The sequence below is a fragment of the Streptomyces sp. NRRL F-4489 genome (assembly GCF_001509485.1).
GTDB lineage: Bacteria > Actinomycetota > Actinomycetes > Streptomycetales > Streptomycetaceae > Streptomyces.
In genome coordinates this window covers 1-23,474 of sequence record NZ_LLZI01000046.1, presented here as the reverse complement: position 1 = coordinate 23,474, position 23,474 = coordinate 1, and the positions used below count along the sequence as shown (strand labels likewise).

The window sequence follows — 23,474 nt, the reverse complement described above, 5'->3', positions numbered from 1 at the left end:
CGGCCCGGCGGTGCGCCGCGGACGGCGGGAGGCCCCCGTGGGTGACCGCCGTGCGCTGCTGATCGCCACCGAGCGCTATCTCGACGACTCCCTGCCCCAGCTCCGTTCACCGGTCCAGGACGCCCGCAAGCTGGCCGCGCTCCTGGAGGACCCGGACGTCGGCCAGTTCGACTCCGTCCAGGTGATGGTCGACGAGTCCAAGGAGGTCATCGAGGCGGCCGTCGAGCGGCTCTTCCAGGACAGCGGGGTGGATCTCGCGCTGGTCTACCTCTCCTGCCACGGGCTGAAGGACGGCCGGGGGCGGCTGCACTTCGCGACCGTGCGGACGGTACGGGAGACGGTGCGGTCCACGTCGGTCTCGGCGGAGTTCATCAAGGAGTCGATGGAGTACAGCCGGGCCCGGCAGAAGATCGCGCTGCTGGACTGCTGCTTCTCCGGCGCGTTCGGCAAGTCCAAGGGCGGCGGCGCGGCGGCGGACGACATCCCCCGGCAGTTCGTGGACCACCGCGGCAGCTATGTGATCACCGCCGCCGACTCCGTCCAGGAGGCGCTGGAGGACGAGATACCGGGCGGCGGCCCGGCCGAATGGAGTTCGGTCTTCACCCGCGCCGTGATCGAGGGGCTGAGCACCGGCCGCGCCGATCTCGACGAGGACGGCTGGGTCACCGCCCAGGAGCTGTACCAGTACGTGGCCGACGCCGTGGCCCGTACGCACGAGCAGAAGCCCACGTTCTTCGGCAGCGACATCCAGGGCGGCACCCGGCTGCGGCTGTCCAAGGCGTCCCCGCACGCGCACCGCCCGTTCCACGGCCTCACCGAGACCGGCGGCACGGCCGCGCCGGCCACGGTGGATCAGCTGCTGCCGCCGCTGGCGGTGACCCCCGACCGCGGTCTGGCCGCCGGGGACGGGCGGGAGAACGGGCGGCTGATCGCGCCGGTCGGCCGCTCGCACCGCACCGAGGGCCGCCGGGTGCAGACCCACTACGTCGACCTGTCCGGCGGCGCCGGGCACGTCGCGGTGGCCGGCGGCCCGCGCAGCGGCAAAACCCTGCTGCTGCAGACCCTGGTGACCTCCCTCGCGCTGACCCACACCCCGCACGAGGTCGAGTTCCACTGCATCGACTTCGGCGGCGGCGGACTGCACCGGCTCACGCATCTGCCGCACGTCCGCGGCTTCGCCCGGCGCCAGGACCCGGACGGGGTGCACCGGATGGTCGCGCAGGCCGTGGCGCTCAACACCCGCCGCGAGAACGACTTCCAGCGGCTCCCGGCGATCGACTCCATCGAGGCGTACCGCGGCGCGCGGGCCCGCGGGCAGCTCGCCGACCAGCCGGTGGCCGACCTCTTCCTGCTCGTCGACGGCTGGCCGGAGTTCGCCGAGAACTTCCAGGACCTCGCGATGGCGCTGCACGGCGTCGCCGCCACCGGCCTGCGGCACGGCGTCCACCTGATGGTCAGCACGTCCCGCTGGGCGGCCCTCCCCCGGCCGCTGCTGGACGTCATGCTGACCCGCTTCGAGCTGGCCCTCAGCTCCCCCGACGAATCGCTGATCCACCCGGAGCTGGCCGCCCAGCTGACCCCGGCCACGCCCGGGGTGGCGCTGTGCAGCGACCGGGCCGAGAAGCGGTACGTCCATATCGCGCTGCCGCGGACCGACGGCGTGGCCGCGGTGCACGATCTGGCGTCCGCCGCGGCCGAGCTGGGCGCCCGGGTGCGCGGCGGCTGGGCGCCGCACGCCACGGATGAACCAGCCGCGCCCGCCGCCGTCCCCCAGGAGGGGCGGTCCTTCGCCGACCTGCTGGGGCTCGGTGACGCCAGTACGTTCGAGCCCTCGCGGCTCTGGGGCCGGCGGGCGCCCGAGGAGCGGCTGCGGGTGCCGATCGGGGTCACCCCGGACGGGCAGCCGGCGTTCCTGGATCTGCGGGAGGCCGCCCTGGGCGGGATGGGCCCGCACGGCCTGTGCGTGGGCGCGACCGGCTCCGGCAAGTCCGAGCTGCTGCGCACCCTGGTCCTGGCGCTGGCGGTCACCCACTCCTCGGAGCACCTCAACTTCGTCCTCGCGGACTTCAAGGGCGGCGCGACGTTCGCCGGTATGGCGGAGCTGCCGCACGTCGCGGCGGTCATCACCAATCTCGCCGACGACAGCACGCTGATCGGCCGGATGCGGGAGGCGCTCACCGGCGAGCTCCAGCGCCGCCAGGAAGTCCTGCGGGACGCCGGCAACTACGCGAACGTCCACGACTACGAGCGGGCCCGGGCCACCGGAGTGCCGCTGGCACCGCTGCCCTCCCTCGTCGTCATCGTCGACGAGTTCGGTGAACTCCTCACATCCGAGCCGGACTTCATTGAGATGTTCGTGCAGATCGGCCGGATCGGCCGCTCGCTGGGCGTCCATCTGCTGCTCGCCTCGCAGCGCCTGGAGGAGGGCAAGCTGCGCGGCCTGGACACCTTCCTCTCGTACCGCATCGGACTGCGGACGTTCTCGTCGAGCGAGTCGCGCGCCGTCCTGGGCGTGCCGGACGCGTACCACCTGCCGAGCACGCCCGGTGTGGCCCTGCTCCGGTACGACGGCGACGCCCTGCTGCGCTTCAAGAGCGCCTACGTGTCGGCGGCGCACCGCCCGCCGGGGGCGCGCCGGACGGCCGGGGACGCCGCCGATCCGCTGGCCGACACCGTGCTGGACGTCCTCGTCCGCAGGATGGCGGGCCAGGGGCCGCCGGCGCACCAGGTGTGGCTGCCGCCGCTGGACGAGCCGCCGACACTGGACCAGCTGCTGCCGCCGCTCACCGCCTCCGCCGAGCGCGGTCTGCACGCGGACGCGTACCCCGGGGAGGGCCGGCTGGCGGTGCCGGTCGCGCTGCTCGACAAGCCGTACGAGCAGCGCCGGGAGCTGATGGTGCTGGATTTCGCCGGTGCGGCCGGGCACGGGCTGATCGTGGGCGGTCCGCAGAGCGGCAAGTCGACCGCGCTGCGCACGCTGATCGCCGCGTTCGCGCTCACCCACACCCCGCGCGAGGCGCAGTTCTACGCGGTGGACTTCGGCGGCGGCGGGCTCGCCGACCTGGCGGGGCTGCCGCATGTCGGCGGGGTCGCCTCCCGGCTGGACCCCGACCGGGTGCGCCGGACGATCGCGGAGGTCGGCGCGGTGCTGGACCACCGCGAGGAGTTCTTCCGCGCCCACGGCGTCGATTCGATCGCCACCTACCGGCGGCGCCGGGCCGCCGGGGAGTTCGCCGGGGAGCCGTGGGGCGATGTGTTCCTGGTGATCGACGGGCTCGCCTCGTTCCGCTCGGACTTCGACGAGCTGGACGCCGCCCTGTCGGACATCGCCGGGCGCGGGCTGGCCTTCGGCGTCCATGTGATCGTCACCGCCAACCGCTACGGCGAGATCCGCCCGGCGCTGCGCGATCTGCTGCTCAACAGGGTCGAGCTGCGGCTGGGCGATCCGTTCGAGTCGGAGATCGACCGGCGGCAGGCGCGCAACGTCCCGGCCGGCCGCCCGGGCCGCGGCCTGTCGGCGGAGCGGACGCACTTCCTGACCGCGCTGCCGCGCGTCGACGACACCGCCGAGAGCGACAACCTCGGCCTGGCGCTGGGTGAACTGGTCGGGTCGGTGCGTGAGCACTGGACGGGTCCGGGGGCGCCGCCGGTGCGGATGCTGCCGGCGGTGTTCCCGGCCGGCGAGCTGCCGGAGCCGGAGCGGGCGCCGGGCGGCGGGCGGCGGTGCGTGATCCCGTTCGCGATCGACGAGGCGGCGCTCGCCCCGGTCGCGATCAACTTCGAGGCCGACCCGCTGCTGGTGGTGTACGGCGAGTCGGAGTCCGGCAAGTCGTCGCTGCTGCGGCTGCTGGCCCGGCAGGTCACCGAGCGGCACGGCGTGGACGAGGCGCTCGTGGTGGTCGGCGACTACCGCCGGGCGCTGCTGGGCGCCGTCCCGGAGGGGCATCTGTTGGCGTACTGCTCCAACGGGCCGGCGCTGGCGGAGACCGTCCGCGCGCTCGCCGAGGCGCTGGGCCGGCGGATGCCGGGGCCGGACGTCACGACGGAGCAGCTGCGCGCCCGCAGCTGGTACGACCAGCCGGACGTGTTCGTGCTCGTCGACGACTACGACCTGGTGGCAACCAGCACCGGCAATCCGCTCCAGCCGCTGCTGGAGTATCTGCCGTTCGCCCGGGATCTGGGGCTGCGGATGGTCCTGGCGCGCAGTTCGTCCGGCGCCGGGCGGGCGGGGTTCGAGCCGGTGCTGCTGCGCACGATGGAGCTGGGCGCGCAGGCGCTGCTGTTCTCCGGCGATCCCGCGGAGGGGCCGCTGGCCGGTCCGCACCGGCCGGTGCGGCTGCCGCCGGGCCGGGCGCGGTTCATCCCCCGCCGACGGGACGTACGGCTGGTGCAAACGGCCTGGTTGCCGAGCGAATAACGGCCGGGACTACGGGCGGACGGGCGGCCGCCGGAGGTCGATTTGCGCCGGTCCGGGGGCGGTGTGCGACAGTGGACAGCCGGGCCGGTCGGGCCCGCCGCCGGGTGCGGCGGTGGCCACCGGATCCCCCGACAACCCCCATCTCCTGGACGACGGTTCCGCCGCGCTCGCGCGCGCGGAACCGGGCCGTCCACCTGCCCGTCCGTCCTCCCCTCCCCAGCGAGCGATCCCTTCCCAGAGAGCGATGCAGGCGACCACTCTTCTTCCCCGGACCGCGGACCTGTTCACCCAGGGCCTGGAGCGGCAGGCCGGCTCGGCGCTGCTGCGTTTCGGAGCCGCGCGGCGGCGCCCGGCCGACCGGATCAGCTGGTCCGGCGACGGCGCGGTGGCCTGGCTGGACGCGCCGCGCGGCCATGTCTGGAGCGTCGGCGAGCCGGCCGCGGCGGCCGGTCTCGTCCTCCGCGCCGCCCATCAACTCCCGGACACCGTAAGGGAGTTCACCGGTCCGCGCGGCACCGAGGCGCTGCTCGGCCGCCATCTGGTGGTGACCGACCCGGTGTCCTGGGTGTTCCGCTGGACGCTCGCCGAGCCGCCGGCCCACCCCGCCGAGGACCGGGTGGTGGCACTGGGCGCCGCGCACCACGGCGAGCTGCTGGACTTCCTCACCGAGCACAGCCCGGCGCATTCGACCGGGCCCGGCTCCGCGGACGTACGCCTGTGGGCGGGCATCCGCGGCGCGGACGGGCACCTGGTGGCCTGCGGCGCGCTGAGCACCCTGCGGGACAGCGGGGCGCCGCTGATGGCGTCGGTGGCGACCGACGCGGCGCTGCGCGGCCAGGGCCTGGGGGCGGCGCTGACGTCCTGGCTGACCCGTTACGCGGTGCGCCGGCACGGCTTCTGCACCCTGTGGCAGCTCGCCGACAACGCCCCGGCCGAGCGGCTCTACACCCGGCTCGGCTACCGCAACGAGGACCCGTGCGTGTCCGCGCGGATCAGTGGGCGCTGACCGGTCCGGCGGCGGCCGGGGCGCGGTGCCGGTGCGGCCGGTGGTGCAGGCGGCCGGCCAGGCGGCCGCCGCCCTGCGGGTGCGGCGGCGGGCAGGCGTCCGTGAGGAAGAACGTGTACGCGACGACCTGGAGCAGCCAGCGGTTGAAGGCGACGAGGGGGCCGAACTGCCGCCGGGGGTAGCGGCCGGTCCGCAGCAGCGCGGCGGCGGGCGAGGTGAAGGCCAGCACCACCACGATGAGCAGCGCGAGGAACGCCGAGAGCCCGCCGAGCCACCACACGAGCCGGAACGCCAGCACGAACACCAGCAGCAGCGCGAGCTGCGGCAGCGCGCGGAGCCGTGACACCGGCAGCAGCAGCCCGCGCGGCAGCCGCTCCGGGCGGTCGATGAACAGCCGGGCGGGGTAGTCGGGCACGGCGCCGAGGCTGAACGGCGGATAGCGGTCGGTGGCCAGCGCCCCGTACGAGTAGAAGGCCACCCGCCAGGCCCAGCGGAGCGCGCCGGTGGTGAGGAAGAACAGCGGCCGCGGATAGCGGCCGGTGCACAGGACCACCGGGAACGCCAGCGCGGTGGCGATCAGGAAGCCGATCGTCAGCGCGGAGAGCAGGACGTGGTGCGGGACGAGCAGCAGCCACTTGATCGCCCACAGCCAGCGGGACAGCGGTTCGTCCAGCTCCGCCTCGACCCGGACCGGCTGGTACTCCTCGGCGAGCGTCGCCATGGCCGTCAGCTCCCTCCGCCCGGGGGGCACCCGGGGGATGCGGGGGGCTCACACGGGGCGGGCCCCTCCTTGCAGCGTAGCCGGTGCCGGGCGCCCCTGGGCGGGACCGTCCGGCACCGGCCTACGGGCCGGGCACCGCCTTCCCAGGTCAGCCGCGGGCCGGCTGCTCCGGGATGGCCGGGCGGCCGGACTGCTTGGTCTCGGCGCCGTGGGCGAAGGCTCCGGCGTCGGCGGAGTCGCGGTGCGGGCGCTGCTGGGCCTCCAGGCGCGGCAGGACGCGGCGGAGGTCGTCGAGGAAGAGGTCGCCGAGGTCGTGGCCGAAGCCGTTGCGGATGACCACGCGGAGCGCGGCGAGGTCGGTGCGGTTGGCGGGGAAGGTGTAGGCGGGCACCTGCCAGCCGCGTTCGCGCAGCGCGGCGGAGACGTCGAAGACGGTGAAGTTGGTGATGTCCTCGCGGACCCGGAAGGCGAAGACCGGGAGCTGGCTGCCGTCGGTGAGGAGGGTGAACGGGCCCATCGCGGCGATCTCGGCGGCGATCCGGGTGGCGACGTCCCGGCTGGTCCGCTGGACGGCCCGGTAGCCGTCGAAGCCCAGCCGCAGGAAGTTGTAGTACTGGGCGATGACCTGGGCGCCGGGCCGGGAGAAGTTCAGGGCGAAGGTCGGCATATCGCCGCCGAGGTAGTTGACGTGGAAGACCAGGTCCTCCGGGAGGGCCTCGGCGTCCCGCCACAGCGCCCAGCCGACACCGGGCATGACCAGGCCGTACTTGTGGCCGGAGGTGTTGATGGAGGCGACCCGCGGCAGCCGGAAGTCCCACTCCAGCTCGGGGTCGAGGAAGGGGGCGATCATCGCGCCGGACGCGCCGTCCACGTGGAGCGGTATGTCGATGCCGGTGCGCTCCTGGAGGGCGTCGAGGGCCGCGGAGATCTCGGCGACCGGCTCGTAGGCGCCGTCGAAGGTGGAGCCGAGGACGGCGACCACGCCGATGGTGTTCTCGTCGCAGAGTGCGACGGCCTCCTCCGGGGAGAGGGTGAAGCGGTCGCCCTCCATGGGGACGTAGCGCGGTTCGACCTCGAAGTAGTTGGCGAACTTCTCCCAGCAGATCTGGACGTTGATGCCCATGACCATGTTGGGGCGGTCGGCGGGCTTGCCCTCGGCGCGCCGGCGGTGCTGCCAGCGCCGCTTGAGGGCGAGGCCGGCCAGCATCGCCGCCTCGCTCGATCCGGTGGTCGAACAGCCCACCGCGGTATGGGGGTCGGGGGCGTGCCAGAGGTCGGCGAGCATATGCACGCAGCGCGCCTCGATCTCGGCGGTCTGCGGGTACTCGTCCTTGTCGATCATGTTCTTCTCGGCGCACTCGGCCATCAGCCGCTGGGCCTGCGGTTCGGCCCAGGTGCTGACGAAGGTGGCGAGGTTGAGCCGGGCGTTGCCGTCCAGCATCAGTTCGTCGTGGACGATCTGGTAGGCGGTGTCCGGGTCCATACCGCCGGCCGGCAGCTCGTAGCGGGGGACGTGGACGGGCTGGCGGCTGAAGACCGGGTTCACGTTGAGGTGCGGGCGGCTGTCGCGGTGCTGGTGCGGGCGCTTCAGAGGCATGAGTGTCCTTTTCGGTGCGTACCGGTCCGTGCGGCGAGCGGCCCGGCCGGCTCTCCCGCCCGGCCTGGCCGGTTCACGCGCGGCGGCCAGGGTAACGGCTGTGACTGTGCGGGGGTGGTGGGGTTGCGCCACGGCGCCACGGCCCGCGGCTCACCACCGCCCGCGGCGGTCAATTCCGGCCAGCCGGCACGGAATTGGCCATTCCGTAAAGACGGTCGTTTCGCGGCCTGACCGGTGTGGAAAATCTCGGTGACGCGCAATCCGGTGAATGGGAAAGAATTTCCGCGCAACGGAAGCTTTCTACGGGAGGGGTCTCCGGTGAGAAGCGAGTGCGAGGGCACCACGTGCGAAATGTCCGGGTTACGGGCGTTGGACGCCTCCGGGATCCGGCAATTCGCCGAGCGGGGCTATCTCGTCCTCCCCGGATTCCTCCCCGATACGCTGGTGAAGCGGCTCGCCGCGGAGACCGACCACTGGGTGGACAGCGGACTCAAGGAGCGCTCGATAGCGGCCTGCCGCGATTCCACCGGAACGGGCGCACCGCCACCGCTCATGGAGCTGGAAATGCCCGCCCACGGCGAACTCCTCGGATATCGGCCGCTGCTGGACATTCTGGCGCGGCTGCTCGGCCCGGTCTTCGCCTTCCACCATCTGCACAGCGACCGCCGCCCGCCGGACTCCGCCGGAAAAGCCTGGCACCACGATTACGAGGAGGACCGGCCGGGCCCGCGCACCCATACGATGGTGCACGCCCTGCATTACCTCGGCGGGCTGGACCCGTCCGTCGGAAGTCTCGCCGTCCTCCCCGGATCCCACCGGGAGATCGCCGGGAAAACCGCCCGAGAACATCTCGGCACCGCCCCGCTCCCCGGCGAAGTGGTCATCGACCGCCTGCCGCCCGGCTCGACGGTGCTGATCCATTCCGCCGTCTTCCACGCCCGCCGCCCCTCGCCTGAGCCCGGTATTCTTCCGCGGTACATGGTCGACAGTTCCTATTGCCAGGGCGGAATCCGCTGGCGCCCGGTGAAACCGTACTGGCGGTCCATGCTGCGCCGGGCGAGGGAACTGAGCCTGGCGCACGGCCAGTGGCCGGAACTTTTCGCGGAACATCACTTCACCGCATACCCCGGCCGACCCGAGTGGATGAGAATTCTGGAAACCGTCAGCTTCGACGCCGTTCTGCGGCAGTTCCGCACCGACCACCCGCCGGACCGGGCGCACGACGGCAACACCAACGACGAGGCCGAGGGGCACGTCCGCAACGCCGAGCGCCTGCTGGGCCGGTGGACCCGGGTCCTGCTGAGCCGGCGGGACGTCCTCGGGGTGATGCTGCCCTGGCACCTGGGCGAGGGCGGCGGCCGAGAACTCGTCCCGCGCACCGGGCTGACCGTCGCCGACGCCGCCGCCCTGCTCCGCGGCCGGCAGCGGCAGGACGACTACGCGCGCACCAACCCGGTCTGCTGGGCCAAGCTGCTGCACCACCGCGCCGCGCCGCCCACCCCGCTCTTCCTCAGCGCCCGGGCCGTCACCGGCGAGGACTACGACGGCCTGCGGGTGAAGGACGGCCTCACCCACCTCGACGGCCTGCACCGCATGCTCGCCTGGGCGGCCTGGGCCCAGCTCCCCGAGGGCGAGAGCATCCCCGCCTACGTGGCCGGTCTAGCCGCGGCCGACGTACGGCATGGCGCTCGGCAAGACCAGCACCGACTGGACGTTCACCCCGACCGGCAGGTTGGCCATCGTGACGACCATGTCCACGACATGGCGGACGTCCATGGTCGGCTCGACCCGCGTGCTCCCGTCGGCCTGCCGGACGGCGGGCTGCTCCCGGCCGACCGGGGTGACGTTTCCGACGTCGATCTGGCCGCAGGCGATGTCGTACCGGCGGCCGTCGAGCGAGAGCGAGCGGGTCAGCCCGGCGACGGCGTGCTTGGCGGCGGTGAAGGCGATCGAATCCGGCCGCGGGACCTGCGCTGACGGCGCCCCGTTGTTGATGATCCGGCCGCCGCGCGGGGACTGCTCCTTCATGAGGCGGAACGCCGCCTGCGCGCACAGGAACGAGCCGGTGGCGATGGAATCCATCACCCGGTGCCAGTCCGCCACCGCCACCTCCTCGGTGGGAATGTAGGGCATGGTGTCGGCGGCGTTGTTGAAGAGCAGATCGAGCCGGCCGAAGCGTTCCCGGACGGCCGCGAAAAGGCGGGTGACGGAATCGGGATCGGTGACATCGGCGGTGATCGGCACCGCCCGGTCGGAATTCGCTCCGGCGAGCCGAGCGGTTTCCGCCAGCGGCGCGGACCGGCGGCCCGCCAGCACCACCGTCCAGCCGTCCGCTATCAGCCCGAGCGCGCACGCCCGCCCGATTCCGCTGCCGGCTCCGGTAATCACGGAAATCTTCTCGGCCATGCCCGCTTCTCCTCCGCTCGACGGGGAACGCATGGACGGGGAGTCTGCGGTCCGCCGCCCGCCACTGTCAACAGCGCATTCCCGCACCACCGGAAAAAGGGGAGCCCGATGGAAAACGCCGAAAAGGCCCGCGCAGGCACCACCGTCATCCGCACCGGACCGCCCCGCACCGACACCGTTCCAACTCTCCCGCCCATCCCGGAAAACGCCCCCGGGCTGCACGCGACGCACCGCAGCCGCGCCCTGTTCGACCGCGCCAAGAAGTCCCTCGCCGGCGGCACCAGTTCCTCGTCCCGTATCACCACCACCGGCCGGGAGCAGCACCCCCTCTACATAACCCGCGGCTCCGGACCCCGTATCTGGGACCTCGACGGAAACCACTACCTCGATTTCCTCCTCTCCTACGGCAGCGCGATCCTCGGCCACGCCCATCCCCTGCTCACCGACGCGCTGACGGGCGTACTGGCGACCGGCACCATGTTCGGCACCTGCAATGTGCCCGAGGTCGAACTGGCCGAAAAAATCTGCGCGTTGGTGCCCTGCGCCGATCTCGTCCGGTACGCGAACTCCGGTTCCGAGGCCGTCCAGGGCGCCGTCCGGGCCGCCCGCGGCTTCACCGGCCGCAGCAAGATCCTCAAGTTCGAGGGCCACTACCACGGCTGGGCCGACACCCTCGCGGTCTCCAGCAAGCCGTCGGCGGCCGAGGTCGGCCCGTACGACGCGCCGGCCCGGCTGCCGCACTCGCACGGCATCCCGCCCGGTGTGGTCGACGATGTCGTCGTCTGCCCCTGGAACGACCTGCCGGCCCTGCGCGCCGCCCTCGACGCCCACCGCGCCGACCTGGCCGCGGTGATCTGCGAACCGATCGTCGCCAACAACGCCTGCACCATGCCAGCGCCCGGTTTCCTGGCGGCCCTGCGCGAGGAGTGCGACCGCCGGGGCGTCGTGCTGATCTTCGACGAGGTGTGCACCGGCTTCCGCACCGGCCCCGGCGGCGCCCAGGCCCTGTTCGGTGTCGTCCCCGATCTGGCGGTCTACTCCAAGGCGCTGGGCGGCGGTCTGCCCCTGGCGGCGTTCGCCGGGCGCCGGGACATCATGGAGCTGGTCGGCAGCAACCACACCAAGCACGGCGGCACCTACAACGGCTCCCCGCTGTGCGCGACGGCCGCCCTGGTCACCCTCGACCGGCTCGCGGACCCGCAGGTCACCGCGCGGATCGAGGAGGCCGGGCGGCGGATCATGACCGCGCTGCGCCGGGCGGCGCACGACAACGGGGTGCCGTGCGCCGTCCAGGGCGTCGGCGCGATGTTCCAGATCGTCTTCAGCCCGGACGGCTCCCCCACCCGCCAGTACCGCGACCTCTTCGCGCTGGACGGCCACCGCTACGACACCCTCCGCCACGAACTCCTCCGCCGCGGTGTGCACATCAACGCGTACGGCCTGGCCTGCTGGTTCGTCCCGGCCGTCCTGACGGACGACGACATCGAAGAGACCTGCGCCGCGATCGCCGAGGCGTTCCCCGCCCTGCGCTGAGCGGCGGCCGGACCGTACGCGCCCCCGGGCGGCGCGCGGGCCCGGTACGCGCCCCGTGCGCGCCCCGCACGCCCCGCTGTCCACCTCGCCGCGCGTGATCGGCCCGGAGCTGCTGTGCTGGGGAGAGGAGGCCGTTGCACCGGCAGGCACGAGCAGAGCCGGCACAGGGGAGAGTTCCAGATGAGCAGCTACCGAGTCGCGCAGGTCGGCGCCGCCGGGGCGCCCTTCGAGATCACCGAGCGGACCACGCGGCGGCCGGGCCCGCACGAGGTGCGGATCGCCGTGGACGCCTGCGGGATCTGCCACAGCGACGCCATGTTCGTCAACGGCGCCCTGCCGGACGTCCAGTTCCCGCTGGTCACCGGCCATGAGATCGCCGGGCGCGTGGCGGAGACCGGGGACGGCACGGGCGGCCACTGGCAGGTCGGCGACCGGGTGGCGGTCGGCTGGTTCGGCGGGAGCTGCCACCACTGCGCGGCCTGCCGGCAGGGCGATTTCGTGGTCTGCGAGGAGCTGAAGGTGCCCGGCTGGTCGTACGACGGCGGCTTCGGCGCGGAGGTGATCGCACCGGCCGACGCGCTGGCGCGGATCCCCACCGGGCTGTCCGCGGCGGAGGCGGCCCCGATGGCCTGCGCGGGCGTGACCACGTACAACGGGCTGCGGCGCAGCCCGGCCCGGCCGGGCGATCTGGTGGCGGTGCTGGGCCTGGGCGGCCTGGGGCACCTGGGCGTGCGGTTCGCCGCGGCGATGGGCTTCGAGACGGTGGCGATCGCGCGCGGCGCCGACAAGGCGGAGCTGGCCGAGGAACTGGGCGCGCACCACTACATCGACAGCACGGCCGGCACACCCGTCGCGGAGGCGCTGCGGTCCCTGGGCGGCGCCCGGGTGGTGCTGGCCACGGCGGCCAACTCCGCCGCCATCTCGGCCACCGTCGACGGGCTCGCGCACCGCGGCGAGCTGGTCGTCATCGGCGCCGACGCCGAGCCGCTGACGATCACCCCGGCGCAGCTGCTGATGCCCGGCCTGGTCGTACGCGGCCACCCGTCGGGCACCGCCCGGGACGTCGAGGACACCATGGCGTTCAGCGTCCTCCAGGGCATCCGCCCGATGGTCGAGACCATGCCGCTGGAGCAGGCCAACGAGGCGTACGGCAAGATGCTCGCCGGCACCGCGCGCTTCCGGATGGTCCTCGCGCACACGGAGGCGGGGCGCGCGGGGTGAACGGGCGGCGGCTCGTGGCCTAGGGGGCCGTGCGGTGCGTCGTGGCTTCCTTACGGGAGCGGCGTGGCGCGGCCGCACCGCCTGTCCGGCCTCCCGCCCCTCGCCGCGTCACCGCGCCGCGCAGGCCGGGCAGGACGTGGCGCGATCCGGGTCGTAGCGGCGCCGGCGGCAGTCGCACCAGGGCCAGTCCAGGCAGGCCGGGCACCGGGGGTAGGGGTCGGCGACGGGCACGCCGCAGGTGCCGTCCTTACCGGGGCATTCGCGCATTGGCGGCCGGTACGCCACGGCCTCGGCGGTGGTCCGGTCGGCGGCCGCGGCGGGCTCGCGCTCCTCGTCGTCGTCCGCGCCGGGCCGCTCGGCCGGCCGCCGGCCGCCCCGGCACACCGGGCAGGGCACGTCCTCCGTGCCGGTCCGGCCGGTCAGGCGCCAGCCGTCCTCGCAGCCCCCGGCGCAGGGGGTGGGGGCCAGCAGCCACAGCGCTACGTCGTCGGGGCGGTAGCCCTCCCGGTCGGCGGATTCCGGGCGGCTGAGGGGCCGCGCGGCCCAGCCGCCCCACCAGCGGCGTTCGATCCGGGCGACCAGCTGGCGGGCCGTCCGGTGCCGCAGCTCGCTCCGGGCGGTCTCGACGACGGCGGGCGGGACGGCGCCGCCGCAGGCCCGGACGACCTTGGCCGGCAGCGCGGACAGCACCGCGCGCACCGGGTCGGAGGCCGCCGGCCCCTCCTGGCAGGCGTCGCACCGGTCGCGGTCCCAGGTGCGCGGGAAGTAGGTGCGGGCCCACCGGTGGCGGTGGTCCTTGCGGCGTTCCGGAGCGATCCGCACCACCTCGTCCGCCTCCGGGCCGCGATGCGGCAGCGGCGCCGAGCAGGTCCGGCACAGGCCCCGGCAGGCCCGGCAGGGGCCGCCGTCCGGGGTGAGCGCCTGGCAGCCGGGGCACTCGCGGCGACAGACCCGGCACAGGTGGTCCTCGGGGTGCGGCTGCGGCAGCCAGCGGTGTTCGCCCTGGCAGCGCACACAGCGGCGGGGGTCGGTCTCCTCCCGGTGGGTGGGCAGGACCGGGCGGCCCGGGCACTGGTCGCAGCGGACCTCGGCCCGCTCCGCGGAGTAGCGCACACTCATCCGGAACCTGAACCTCCCATCGTTTCCAGGGGCACGGGGCGCGCTGTCCGGCGCGCGGACGGCCGCCCGCCGGGCCGTTCGCGCCGGGTGTCCGGCGCCCGACGCACGGGCGTTGCGCACACCCACCGGCATTGCGCACGCCCACCCGTGTTGCACACGCCCACCGCCCATCACACCACAGCCGCGGCACGCCCCGGGACGGTCACCCCGTGGTGGTCCGGAACGCCCGCCGGTAGGCGCCCGGTGTCGTCCCCAGGGCGCGCAGGAACCGGCGGCGGAGGTTGGTCGCCGAGGAGAGGCCGACGCGGCGGGCGATGGCCTCCAGGGGCAGATCGGTGGTCTCCAGCAGTTCGCGGGCGGCGGCGATGCGCTGGGCCAGCAGCCACTGGCCGGGGCTCTCCCCCAACTGGTCGGCGAACCGGCGGGCCAGCGTACGGGCCGACATCCCTTCGCGGGCGGCCAGTTCGTCGACCGTGAACGGTTCGGCGAGCCGGGTCGTCATCCACTCCAGGAGGGGCGCCAGCGAGCCGTCCATCTGGACCGGGTGCGGCGGGGCGGTGAACTGGAGCTGCCCGCCCTCGCGGTGCGGCGGCATCACCATGCTGCGGGCGACCCGCGCGGCGTAGCCGGCCCCGTGGTCAACGCGGACCAGGTGGAGGCACAGGTCGATCCCGGCCCCGGCTCCGGCGCTGGTCGCCACGTCGCCGTGGTCCACGTACAGCACGTCCGGGTCCACCTGGACGGCCGGGAACCGCTCGGCCAGTTGGCCGGCGCGCGCCCAGTGGGTGGTGGCCCGCCGCCCGTCCAGCAGGCCGGTGTGCGCCAGCGCGAACGCGCCCGAGCAGATGCTGACCAGCCGCGCGCCGCGCCCGTGCGCCCGCCGCAGGGCCTCGATGACGGCCGGTGAGGGCGGGGCCTCCGGGGGCAGCCATCCGGGAATGACGACGGTGTCCGCCCGCTCGAGGGCGGCCAGTCCCTCCGTCACGTGCATGTCGTACCCGGCGAGCGTGGCCACCGGGCCGGGCCGTTCCGCGCACACCCCGAAGGCGTAGCGGACCGGGACGCCCCCGCGCTCGATCCCGAACACCTCGGCCGCACAGCCCAGTTCGAAGGTCGACTGCGGCGGACGGACGAGGGCGACGACACGGTGGACGGCATTCATGACAGAAAAGTACCGCAGGATGTCTTTCCTGACACTCGGCCGGCACCCAGGCACTCCGCAACGCTGTCCCCATGACGACGCACCAGCAGATACCGCGCACTTCCACCGACTCCAACAAGCCGCACGATCAGGTCGGTTACGCCTGGTCCGAGGTGGCGGACGCGCCGGTCCGCGAGGTCTTCCCCGGCATCCGCGTCCGCTCGCTGTGGACCGGGCAGAACGGCGCCTCGGCGCACGTCCTGGAGATGGACCCGGGCAGCCACTGGGAGGGCATCGATGTCCACGAGCCCGGCCCGGAGGAGGTCTTCGTGGTCTCCGGCGTCTTCAACGACGGCGGACGGGACTATCCGGCCGGCACCTTCCTCCACGCCCCCGCCGGCTCCTGGCACGTCCCGCAGACGACGACGGGCTGCACCTTGTTCGTCTTCTACCCGGAGGGCTGACACCCCAGGACGCCACCATGGCGCCACGCGGCACCGCATGGCGCCAAATTCGGCGCCATAACTCTCGCCATGGCGCCATTCATGTGCCACAATGGCGTCATGAACGATCTCGCCACCACACCCGTACCGTCCACGCCGCTCGACGGGCTGCCGACCGCGCGCCCCGCGGGGCGCCCGTTCGACCCGCCCGCCGAGCTGGCGGCCCTGCGCGAGCAGCAGCCGCTCCGCCGGATGCGCTATCCCGACGGGCACCTCGGCTGGCTGGCCACCGGCTACTCCGCGGCCCGCGCCATCACCGCCGACACCCGCTTCAGTTCGCGCTACGAGCTGATGCACTTCCCCTTCCCGGGCATGGAAGGCGCCACGATCCCGCCGGCCCCGGTCGGCGACCTCACCGGCATCGACCCGCCCGACCACACCCGCTACCGCCGGCTGCTCATGGGCAAGTTCACGGTCCGCCGGATGCGCGAACTGACCTCCCGCGTCGAGCAGATCACCGCCGATCACCTCGACGCCATGGAGCGCCAGGGCCCGTCCGTGGACCTCGTGGCGGCGTACGCGCACCCCGTCCCCGCGCTGATGATCTGCGAACTGCTCGGTGTGCCCTATGCCGACCGCGACCGCTTCCAGCACCACGCCCTGGCCGCGAGCAGCACCGGCGGGACGGTCGAGGACCAGTACGCCGCCATGGCCGCGCTCCAGGAGTTCGTACGGGAACTGGTCGCCGCCAAGCGGGCGCGGCCCACCGACGATCTCCTGAGCGACCTGGCCGGCAGCGACCTCACGGAGGAGGAAGTGGCCGGTCTGGGCAGCTTCCTGCTGGGCGCGGGACTGGACACCACCGCGAACATGATCGGGCTCGGCACCTTCGCCCTGCTGACCCACCCGGAGCAGGCCGACGCCCTGCGCGCCGACCCGGGCCTGGCCGACCAGGCGGTGGAGGAGCTGATGCGGTATCTCAGCATCACGCACACCGGGATACGCACGGCGCTGGAGGACGTCGAGGTGGCGGGGCAGCTGGTCCGGGCCGGCGAGTCGGTCACCGTCTCGGTGCAGGCCGCCAACCGCGATCCGCTGCGCTTCCCCGATCCCGACCGCCTGGACCTGCGCCGCAAGGCGACCGGCCATCTGTCCTTCGGCCACGGCATCCACCAGTGCCTGGGCCAGCAGCTGGCCCGGGTCGAGATGCGGGTCGCCTTCCCGGCGCTGCTCACCCGCTTCCCGACCCTGCGGCTGGCCATACCCGCCGAGGAGGTGCCCCTGCGAACGGACCTGACCCTGCACGGCGTACGGCGTCTGCCCGTCACCTGGGACGCCGCCTGACGCGCCCGGACCGGTCGCGGCGCCGGCGGGGCACCCCGGCGTACCCCGCCAGCGGCCTAACGGGCGCGCCGGGGCCCCACCAGGCCGCCGCCCGGCGGGCCCCCGGCCGCATTCACCCTCCGCTCATCCCCCGCTCACCTCGCCGAACGCCGCCGGGTAGCGAATCGCCCCGGACGGCACGGGACGGGAGGCGTCCAGGCTGAGAGCCATCAGGGCCTCGTCGGGGACGTCGAACGGTGCCCGGATGCCGAAGCGGGAAGCCGGGGCGAAGCCGAACCGCGGGTAGTAGCCGGGGTGGCCGAGGACCACCACCAGGCTCTCGCCCCGCTCCCGGGCGGCGGCGAGCGCGGCCCGGACGGCGGCCGTCCCGGCGCCCTGCCGCTGGTGGTCCGGCAGCACCGCGCACGGCGCCAGGGCCAGGGCGGGCCGGCCGCCGATGCGGCAGCGGGTGAGCAGGGCGTGCCCGGCGACGGTGCCGTCCGGCGCCTCGGCGACCAGCGAGAGCCCGTCGATCCAGGCATCGGGGTCGGCGCGCAGGGCATCGACCAGGTCGGCTTCACCGGCGGTCGGGAAGGCGGCCAGGTTGACCGCGCGGATCGCGGCGGCGTCCTCGGGCGTCTCGGGACGAGCGGTCCGGGCGGTGGCAGCGTCGGCCTCGGCGGCCATGGTCATCCCGTCCTCCAGGGCGGAGGCGGGCGCGTGGACGGGCACTGGGGCGGACCCGGTGCGGGGGCGCAGCACATACCCCGCGTAGCGGTAGTCCGTGCCGTGTTCCCGGCGGAGAGTGAGTTCCCGGTCGAGGGCGGCGAGGGCCTGGTCCATGCCCGGCCCGGTCCGGTCGGCGGTGGCCAGCCGCTGGGCGAGCGGGGTGTAGTACTCGTCCCACCAGTCGCTCTCCGGCAGCGGCCAGTGGGCCGCCACCTGGTAGCCGGCGGCTTCCGCGGCCGCGATGTTCCGGTCGGCGGTGCGCAGGGGGTACACCTCGGCCCAGTAGGCGCGGGCCTGCGGCGACGGGTCGGGACCGGTCCATTCGGCCTCGGTGACGACCAGGACGCCGCCGGGCGCCAGCAGCCGGCGCCAGTTCCGCAGGGCGGTGTCGAACCCGATGGCGTAGGCCGAGCCCTCGGCCCAGAGCACGTCGAAGGCGCCGTCGGGGAAGGGTGGGTGGCCCATGGAGCAGTTCAGCGCGGTGATCCGGTCGCGCAGACCGCGCCGCTCGGCAGCGGCGAACAGCTCGTCCAGAAAGGGCTGGTGCAGGTCGATGCCGGTGACCTGCCCACCGGTATCGGCGGCCAGCACCAGCGCGGACCGGCCCGGTCCGCAGCCCAGGTCCAGGACGCGCGGGCGCGGCGGCAGCGGCCCGGCGAGCCGCAGCAGGTGCCGGGTGGAGGCATCCGACCCGGCACTCTGCCGGGGCAGCCCGCGGTGCAGGGCGAAGAAGGCGTCGATGACCGGATCGGCAAGAGGCTGGGATGACGAAGATCGGGGCGGCGAAGATCGGGGCGGCGAAGATCGGGGCGACAAAGGCTGGGACAACGGAGAAACCCTTGGGAGGAAGGGGCCCCAGGGCGCACCTGAGCAGAACCGCCCAACCGGCGTAGCGCACGGTCGGCCGGCACCGGCGGGCGAAGGCTCAGGTCAGCAGGGGGCCCAGGAATTGAGGACGACCCGTGGCACCGCACACGGCGGTGTGCTCCATGACAGTCATCAACTCATCTCCCCTTCATTCCAGGCCCGCGGGCGCGCTAGCGCCCGGCGGCCCTGACGCTAACAGTCCCGCCACACACCCCACCAACGGTTTCCGCCCGAAGTGCCGTGCGCCGCACATGCCCTCCCCCGCTCAGCAGGCAGCGATCAGTCAGCAGGCAGCATTCAGCAGTCGCAACCATCACAACAGCAGCAGCCATCACAACACCCACCGTCGCCACAGCAGTTGCACCCATTGCAGCAGCTGCCACAGCATTCGCAATCGCTGCTGCTGCAGCCGGTGTCGCCGCCGCAGCCGTCGCAGGCGTGGCAGCACCCCTCGCGCTTCTTGCCCGACCACGGTCCCTCGAACTCCGACGCGCAGCAGACCTTGCAGGTGCAGCACAGCCCGATGGCGAGCGCACACCCCGCCCAGAAACCCCGCGGCGCCTGCGGCCTCTTCGGACCGTGCGGCGGATGGCCGTGGCCTCCCCCGTGGCCGCCCGGCCCGCCCGGCCCGCCCGGCTGAATCGGGCCGCCGCCGTACGGGGCCTGCGGAGCGTTGAGATGCTGCCGGCCGGCCGCGTACGGCCCGCCCGCCGACGCCCCCTGGGGCCCGCCGCCGTACGGGTTGCTGGAGTACGGACTACCGGGGTACGCGGCGCCGCCCTGCCCGTCGTACGACCCCGACGTGCCCTCGCCCACGTGGGAGCAGGAGGTGGTGCCGAAGGTCCGGTCCACCGAGCGGCGCAGTTCGTGCACCAGCAGCGCGTGGACCAGCGCTGCGTCGGTGAACTCCACATCGCCCAGGGCCAGTCGGATCCCGCGCACGGCGTCGTCGCACAGCCGGCGCGCCTCGGCCAGACCGGCGCCGGTGGCGGTGAGCGGGTTCCAGGCGCCCTCGGCGGCGTCCGCGGCGCGGTCCTCCACCGCGTCGAGCAGATGCGCCAGCCGGCCGAAGAGCCGGCCGGCCTCGGCCAGCGGCTCGGCGTTCCCCGGCCGCCCGGCCAGCACGGCGGTGTGCGCGAAGGCCGCGGCGGTGGCCGTCTCGGTCGGTTCGGTGATCACCGTCAGGGGCGTGCCGGGCCGGGCCAGCCGCTCGATGCCCACCTGGCGGTCGACCGCGTCGACCAGTACGGCGGTGTCGAAACCGAGCCTGGCGCCGGTGCGGGCACCGGCCCGGTCCCAGCCCGCGGCGACCCGGCGGGCCGCGGCGGCCATGGGGCGGCGGCGCAGCACGCCGTTCCCGTCGGCGACATGGTCGCGGATCTTGGCCGAGGCGAGCACGAGCGAGACCGACGCGGCGAGCCGGGCGCCCGCGCCCCGGGCAACCGAGGCAGTGCGCATCCCGCGCAACGGGCAGGGCCCGGCGGTGCGGCGCCGCAGGTCCGACCGCCGGGACTGGGCATCCGTCAGCACGGACACGATCAGCCCGTCGTAATTGGTGACGATCCGGGCCAACTGGCCGTGATCGGCGCGCAGGGCGAGACAGAGGCCGCAGAGGTGCGCCACCCACTCCGCCTTGAGATCCGGCGAGAGGCGGTGGGCGCAGGGCCTGACGATTCCGAACACGTAGAACTTCCCCCGTATGGCATGGACATGACCGACAGCGCGGCCGCAGCGCATGCTACCCACCGCCTCCGTGACCTGCGCACACGATCGCGGCGCCGGGGAACATCCGGCTCATGTCGGGCCCGCGGGACCGGCACTCCGCGCCGTAGGAGACGGGCACCCCGCGCCCCGGAAGACGGCCACCGCGCGCCCCAGGGGACGGCACACCGGCCGGTTTCACCCTTTCTGCTGATACCACCCGTTCATCCCTTACTGACAGCATGACCGCGCCGTCGCGCACGCGCCGTCCGGACCGACGCCCGGACGCCGCCCGCGACCGGCCCCAACTCCCGTATATCCGCTCACATTTGGAGAGTCATGGCGATGACGAGGTATCTGTCAGTGGTGTGTGCCGCGGGTGCGGCGCTCGGCACGGCCGCGGTCCTGGCCACCGGACCAGCCGCCGCGTCCCCGGCCCCGGCCCCGGCCCCGGCCCCGGCCCCCCACGGTCAGCGTTCGGCCCCTGCGCCCCACCGGGTGGTGCTCACCGAGCGGGACAACGGCCGGGCGCTGTCCGTGCGCCGCGGCGAGGTGGTCGAGGTGCGGCTCACCGGCGCGCGCGGGCGCGGTACGACGTTCACCTGGAGCCTCCCGGTGTCCAACGCGCCCGCGGTGCTGCGGCGGACGGCGGCCGGGCGGACGCCGACCGGGGGCGCCGCCGCGCGCTTCACGGCGGTCGGCCGGGGCACCTCCGCGCTCACCGCGCACCGCACCTGCCGCGCCGCCCCCGGCCACGTCTGCTCCCAGGCGGTCCTGTCATGGCGGACCACCGTCCGGGTGCGCTGACGGCTCGTCAGCTCTCGGCGCCCAGTTGCCGGGCCGCGGCGTCCACGGTCTGGGTGAGGAGGGTGGCGATGGTCATCGGGCCGACGCCGCCGGGGACGGGGGTGATCAGGCCGGCGACCCCGGCGGCCGAATCGAAGTCGACATCGCCGACGTTGCCGGGGTTGTAGCCGGCGTCGATCACGACCGCGCCGGGCTTGATCTGGTCGCCGCGCAGGAAGCGGGCCCGGCCCACGGCCGCGATCAGCACATCGGCCTCCCTGGTGCGGGCGGTCAGATCGGCGGTGCGGGAGTGGCAGTAGGTGACGGTGGCGTCGCGGCCGAGCAGCAGCATGCCGGCCGGCTTGCCGAGGATCGCGCTGCGCCCGACGACCACCGCGTGCTTGCCGGCCAGTTCGACGCCGTAGTGGTCCAGCAGGCGCATGATGCCGCCGGGCGTGCAGGACACGAAGCCGTCCATGCCGAGGCTCATCGCGGCGAAGGAGTGCGCGGTGACGCCGTCGACGTCCTTCTCCGGGGCGATGGCCTCGAAGGCGGCGCGCTCGTCGATATGCGGTCCGGCCGGGTGCTGGAGCAGGATGCCGTGCACACCGGGGTCCTCGGACAGTTCGCGGAGCGCGCCGACCAGTCCCGCGGTGGTGGTCGCGGCCGGCAGCGCGACGTGCCGGGACAGAATGCCGGCCTTGGCGCAGCGGTTGCGCTTCATCCGGACGTAGGTCACCGAGGCGGGGTCGTCGCCCACGAGGACGGTGGCGAGGCAGGGGGCCTGGCCGGTGCGGGCGGTGAGGTCCGCGGCGCGCGCGGCGGCCTCCTCGACCATCCGGCCGGCGAGCGCACTGCCGTCCATCAGGCGGGCGGTGGGGGACGTGGTCTGCGACATGGCGCCTCCTGAGCGTCGTACGTCGTACGGAATCGCCCAGGCGCACGGCAGCGGCCGGTCTCGGCCGAGCCGCTCCCCGGTGGTACTCCACCCAAGCGCCAGTCACGGCTCGGCACCACTGTAGGCGATGGCCGGGCGGCCCCGTAGCCGGGTGGGAGGGGCCGCCCTGGGGTCAGGGGGACTGCTGGCCGGGCGAGGGGTGCGGGGCGGCGGTCGCGGCCTCCCACTGGCTGAGGATGCCGTCCCAGTCGTGCTGGGCGACGGTGACCGCGCTGGGGTCCCAGGTGGGGGCGGAGGGCATCGGGGACGGTGGCGTCGGCCAGGCGGCGTGCTGGTCCTGCGGCGCCCAGGCGGAGTGTGCGTCCTGTGGCGCCCAGGCGGCGTAGGAGTCCTGCGGGGCCCAGGGGGTGGGGTGGGCGGGTGAGGCCCAGGTGGCGTGCGGTTCGTACGGGGCCTGGTGCGGCGGGGCGTCGGTGGGCGGGAAGGAGCCGTGGTCGGCGGCGGGCGGGACGTCGGTCATCCGCCGGTGACGGCCGATGCGGTCCGAGGGCGCGGCGCGGGTGGTGCGGGCCTCGGCGGAGAGCTGGTGGGCGCGGGCGGCCAGGATGGTGACGTCGAGGCCGAGTTCGGCGGCGAGCGCGGTGAGGTCGGCGCCGGTGTGGTGGCTGTGCACCAGGACCGCGTCGAGCGCCGGCGACCAGGCCGGTTCGGTGGCGGGCGCGGACGGGGCGGGAGGCTGGGGAGCCGGGCGGGGAGGGACGCGGGGCGCGGGATCAGGGGCCTGGGGCTGGGACTGCGGCTGATGCTGGGCTTGCGCCTGATGCTGCGGCTGGGGCTGGTACTGGCCAGGAGCCTGGGCCTGCGGCTGGGCCGGGGGCGCTGGGGTCGTACCGGCGGCGGGCCAGGATCTGCCCGGTGCGCCGGCGGTCCCGGTGCCCGTACCCGTACCGCCGCCGGCCGGGGCCGGGCGGGGCGGCTCGGGCTGCTCCGGAGGGTGGGAGCGCAGCGCGGCGCGGCGTTCCCGGGCGGATTCCTCGAGCAGGTTCTTGGCCACCGCGCGGGCGTCGTCCTTGCCGACCGTACGGCGCGCCAGGCGGACCTCGCGGGCGTCCAGGCCGAGCAGGTCGGCGACCACCTCGTCGCTGCCCACGGTCACCGCGAAGGCGGCCAGGGTCCGCGAACGGCGGGCCTCGGCCTCGTCGAGGAGTCCTTGCGTCCGGCGGACCTCGTCATCGCTGATGCAAAACGCCTGGGCGAGTACCGCGTGGCGCTCCCACAACTCCCTCGGTTCCATGTTTGCGACAACGCTTTTTGGCCGAGGTTGGTCCGGTTCTCACGGAGAGATCACTGTAAGAGGTGATATTGCCCGGCTCTCACCCAGTGCTTTGGGATGGTATGAGAGGAAGCGCGCGGGGCCGGCCGGGGGTGCGCGCAGTGACCAATCGCCGGGGCGAATCGTTTCTACGACCATGAGTGCTCCCTCATCCGTCACGGTCGCCGGCCACGGCCGGACCGCTTTCGCCCCCCGCCCCCCGGCTGAGCAGTCCACTCCCCCCACCCCCGGGC

16 protein-coding genes, 1 pseudogene and 1 riboswitch are annotated in these 23,474 nt (G+C 74.2%); of the genes and pseudogenes, 8 read left to right on the top strand and 9 right to left on the bottom strand.

Translation table 11 applies throughout. From position 1 onward, the window contains the following. Positions 1 to 37 precede the first annotated feature (37 nt). Both eccCb and ADL22_RS06180 read left to right on the top strand, forming a co-directional pair. Positions 38 to 4,417, top strand: a complete 4,380-nt coding sequence (gene eccCb, locus ADL22_RS06185) for a type VII secretion protein EccCb (RefSeq protein ID WP_066974480.1) — start codon at positions 38 to 40, stop codon at positions 4,415 to 4,417. Between the two features lie 244 nt (positions 4,418 to 4,661). Next, a complete protein-coding gene (locus tag ADL22_RS06180) occupies positions 4,662 to 5,423 on the top strand; it encodes a GNAT family N-acetyltransferase (protein ID WP_066974478.1) in 762 nt (253 codons plus the stop codon). Here ADL22_RS06180 and ADL22_RS06175 read toward each other — a convergent pair. Then, the gene (locus ADL22_RS06175; protein WP_066974476.1) at positions 5,410 to 6,144 is read right to left on the bottom strand and encodes a DUF4389 domain-containing protein; all 735 of its coding nucleotides are present in this window, start codon (positions 6,142 to 6,144) and stop codon (positions 5,410 to 5,412) included. The genes ADL22_RS06180 and ADL22_RS06175 overlap by 14 nt on opposite strands. Positions 6,145 to 6,292: 148 nt before the next feature. Further along, positions 6,293 to 7,741, bottom strand: coding sequence for a glutamate decarboxylase (locus tag ADL22_RS06170; RefSeq protein ID WP_066974474.1), 1,449 nt, complete (start codon positions 7,739 to 7,741; stop codon positions 6,293 to 6,295). 351 nt (positions 7,742 to 8,092) lie between these two features. Here ADL22_RS06170 and ADL22_RS35980 point away from each other — a divergent pair. Further along, positions 8,093 to 9,370: pseudogene (locus tag ADL22_RS35980) on the top strand (DUF6309 family protein); the annotation flags it as partial. Between the two features lie 30 nt (positions 9,371 to 9,400). Here ADL22_RS35980 and ADL22_RS06160 read toward each other — a convergent pair. Continuing rightward, positions 9,401 to 10,147, bottom strand: a complete 747-nt coding sequence (locus ADL22_RS06160) for an SDR family oxidoreductase (protein WP_066974470.1) — start codon at positions 10,145 to 10,147, stop codon at positions 9,401 to 9,403. A gap of 108 nt (positions 10,148 to 10,255) precedes the next feature. Here ADL22_RS06160 and ADL22_RS06155 point away from each other — a divergent pair, with 108 nt between their 5' ends. Together ADL22_RS06155 and ADL22_RS06150 are read left to right on the top strand one after the other, a co-directional pair. Next, positions 10,256 to 11,680, top strand: coding sequence for an aspartate aminotransferase family protein (locus ADL22_RS06155; RefSeq protein WP_079063876.1), 1,425 nt, complete (start codon positions 10,256 to 10,258; stop codon positions 11,678 to 11,680). Between the two features lie 180 nt (positions 11,681 to 11,860). Continuing rightward, entirely contained in the window at positions 11,861 to 12,901 is a 1,041-nt protein-coding gene (locus ADL22_RS06150) for an alcohol dehydrogenase catalytic domain-containing protein (protein ID WP_066974468.1), read from the top strand. 108 nt (positions 12,902 to 13,009) lie between these two features. Here the strand turns inward: ADL22_RS06150 and ADL22_RS06145 are convergent, their stop codons facing one another. Both ADL22_RS06145 and ADL22_RS06140 read right to left on the bottom strand, forming a co-directional pair. Then, positions 13,010 to 14,020: a hypothetical protein gene (locus ADL22_RS06145; RefSeq protein WP_066974466.1), complete on the bottom strand. Its 1,011-nt coding sequence runs from the start codon at positions 14,018 to 14,020 to the stop codon at positions 13,010 to 13,012. A 202-nt stretch (positions 14,021 to 14,222) separates the two neighbouring features. Continuing rightward, the gene (locus tag ADL22_RS06140; RefSeq protein WP_066974464.1) at positions 14,223 to 15,182 is read right to left on the bottom strand and encodes a helix-turn-helix domain-containing protein; all 960 of its coding nucleotides are present in this window, start codon (positions 15,180 to 15,182) and stop codon (positions 14,223 to 14,225) included. 71 nt (positions 15,183 to 15,253) lie between these two features. On the opposite strand from ADL22_RS06140, the gene ADL22_RS06135 reads away from it, so the two are divergent. Together ADL22_RS06135 and ADL22_RS06130 are read left to right on the top strand one after the other, a co-directional pair. After that, entirely contained in the window at positions 15,254 to 15,625 is a 372-nt protein-coding gene (locus tag ADL22_RS06135) for a cupin domain-containing protein (protein WP_079063875.1), read from the top strand. Positions 15,626 to 15,724: 99 nt separating this feature from the next. After that, the gene (locus ADL22_RS06130) at positions 15,725 to 16,948 is read left to right on the top strand and encodes a cytochrome P450 (RefSeq protein ID WP_066974462.1); all 1,224 of its coding nucleotides are present in this window, start codon (positions 15,725 to 15,727) and stop codon (positions 16,946 to 16,948) included. A gap of 123 nt (positions 16,949 to 17,071) precedes the next feature. Here ADL22_RS06130 and ADL22_RS06125 read toward each other — a convergent pair whose 3' ends face one another. Beyond that, a complete protein-coding gene (locus tag ADL22_RS06125) occupies positions 17,072 to 18,397 on the bottom strand; it encodes a bifunctional class I SAM-dependent methyltransferase/N-acetyltransferase (protein WP_199836229.1) in 1,326 nt (441 codons plus the stop codon). A 423-nt stretch (positions 18,398 to 18,820) separates the two neighbouring features. Further along, positions 18,821 to 20,206, bottom strand: a complete 1,386-nt coding sequence (locus ADL22_RS06120) for a DUF5685 family protein (RefSeq protein WP_066974460.1) — start codon at positions 20,204 to 20,206, stop codon at positions 18,821 to 18,823. 363 nt (positions 20,207 to 20,569) lie between these two features. Between ADL22_RS06120 and ADL22_RS06115 the strand changes: the two genes are divergently transcribed. After that, the gene (locus tag ADL22_RS06115) at positions 20,570 to 21,031 is read left to right on the top strand and encodes a hypothetical protein (RefSeq protein ID WP_159048586.1); all 462 of its coding nucleotides are present in this window, start codon (positions 20,570 to 20,572) and stop codon (positions 21,029 to 21,031) included. Positions 21,032 to 21,038: 7 nt separating this feature from the next. On the opposite strand, the gene ADL22_RS06110 is transcribed toward ADL22_RS06115, so the two are convergent. Then, entirely contained in the window at positions 21,039 to 21,908 is an 870-nt protein-coding gene (locus ADL22_RS06110; protein ID WP_066974456.1) for a bifunctional 5,10-methylenetetrahydrofolate dehydrogenase/5,10-methenyltetrahydrofolate cyclohydrolase, read from the bottom strand. Positions 21,909 to 21,935: 27 nt separating this feature from the next. Continuing rightward, positions 21,936 to 22,024, bottom strand: a riboswitch (ZMP/ZTP riboswitch). A gap of 56 nt (positions 22,025 to 22,080) precedes the next feature. Continuing rightward, entirely contained in the window at positions 22,081 to 23,202 is a 1,122-nt protein-coding gene (locus ADL22_RS06105) for a hypothetical protein (protein ID WP_159048585.1), read from the bottom strand. Positions 23,203 to 23,474: the final 272 nt, after the last annotated feature.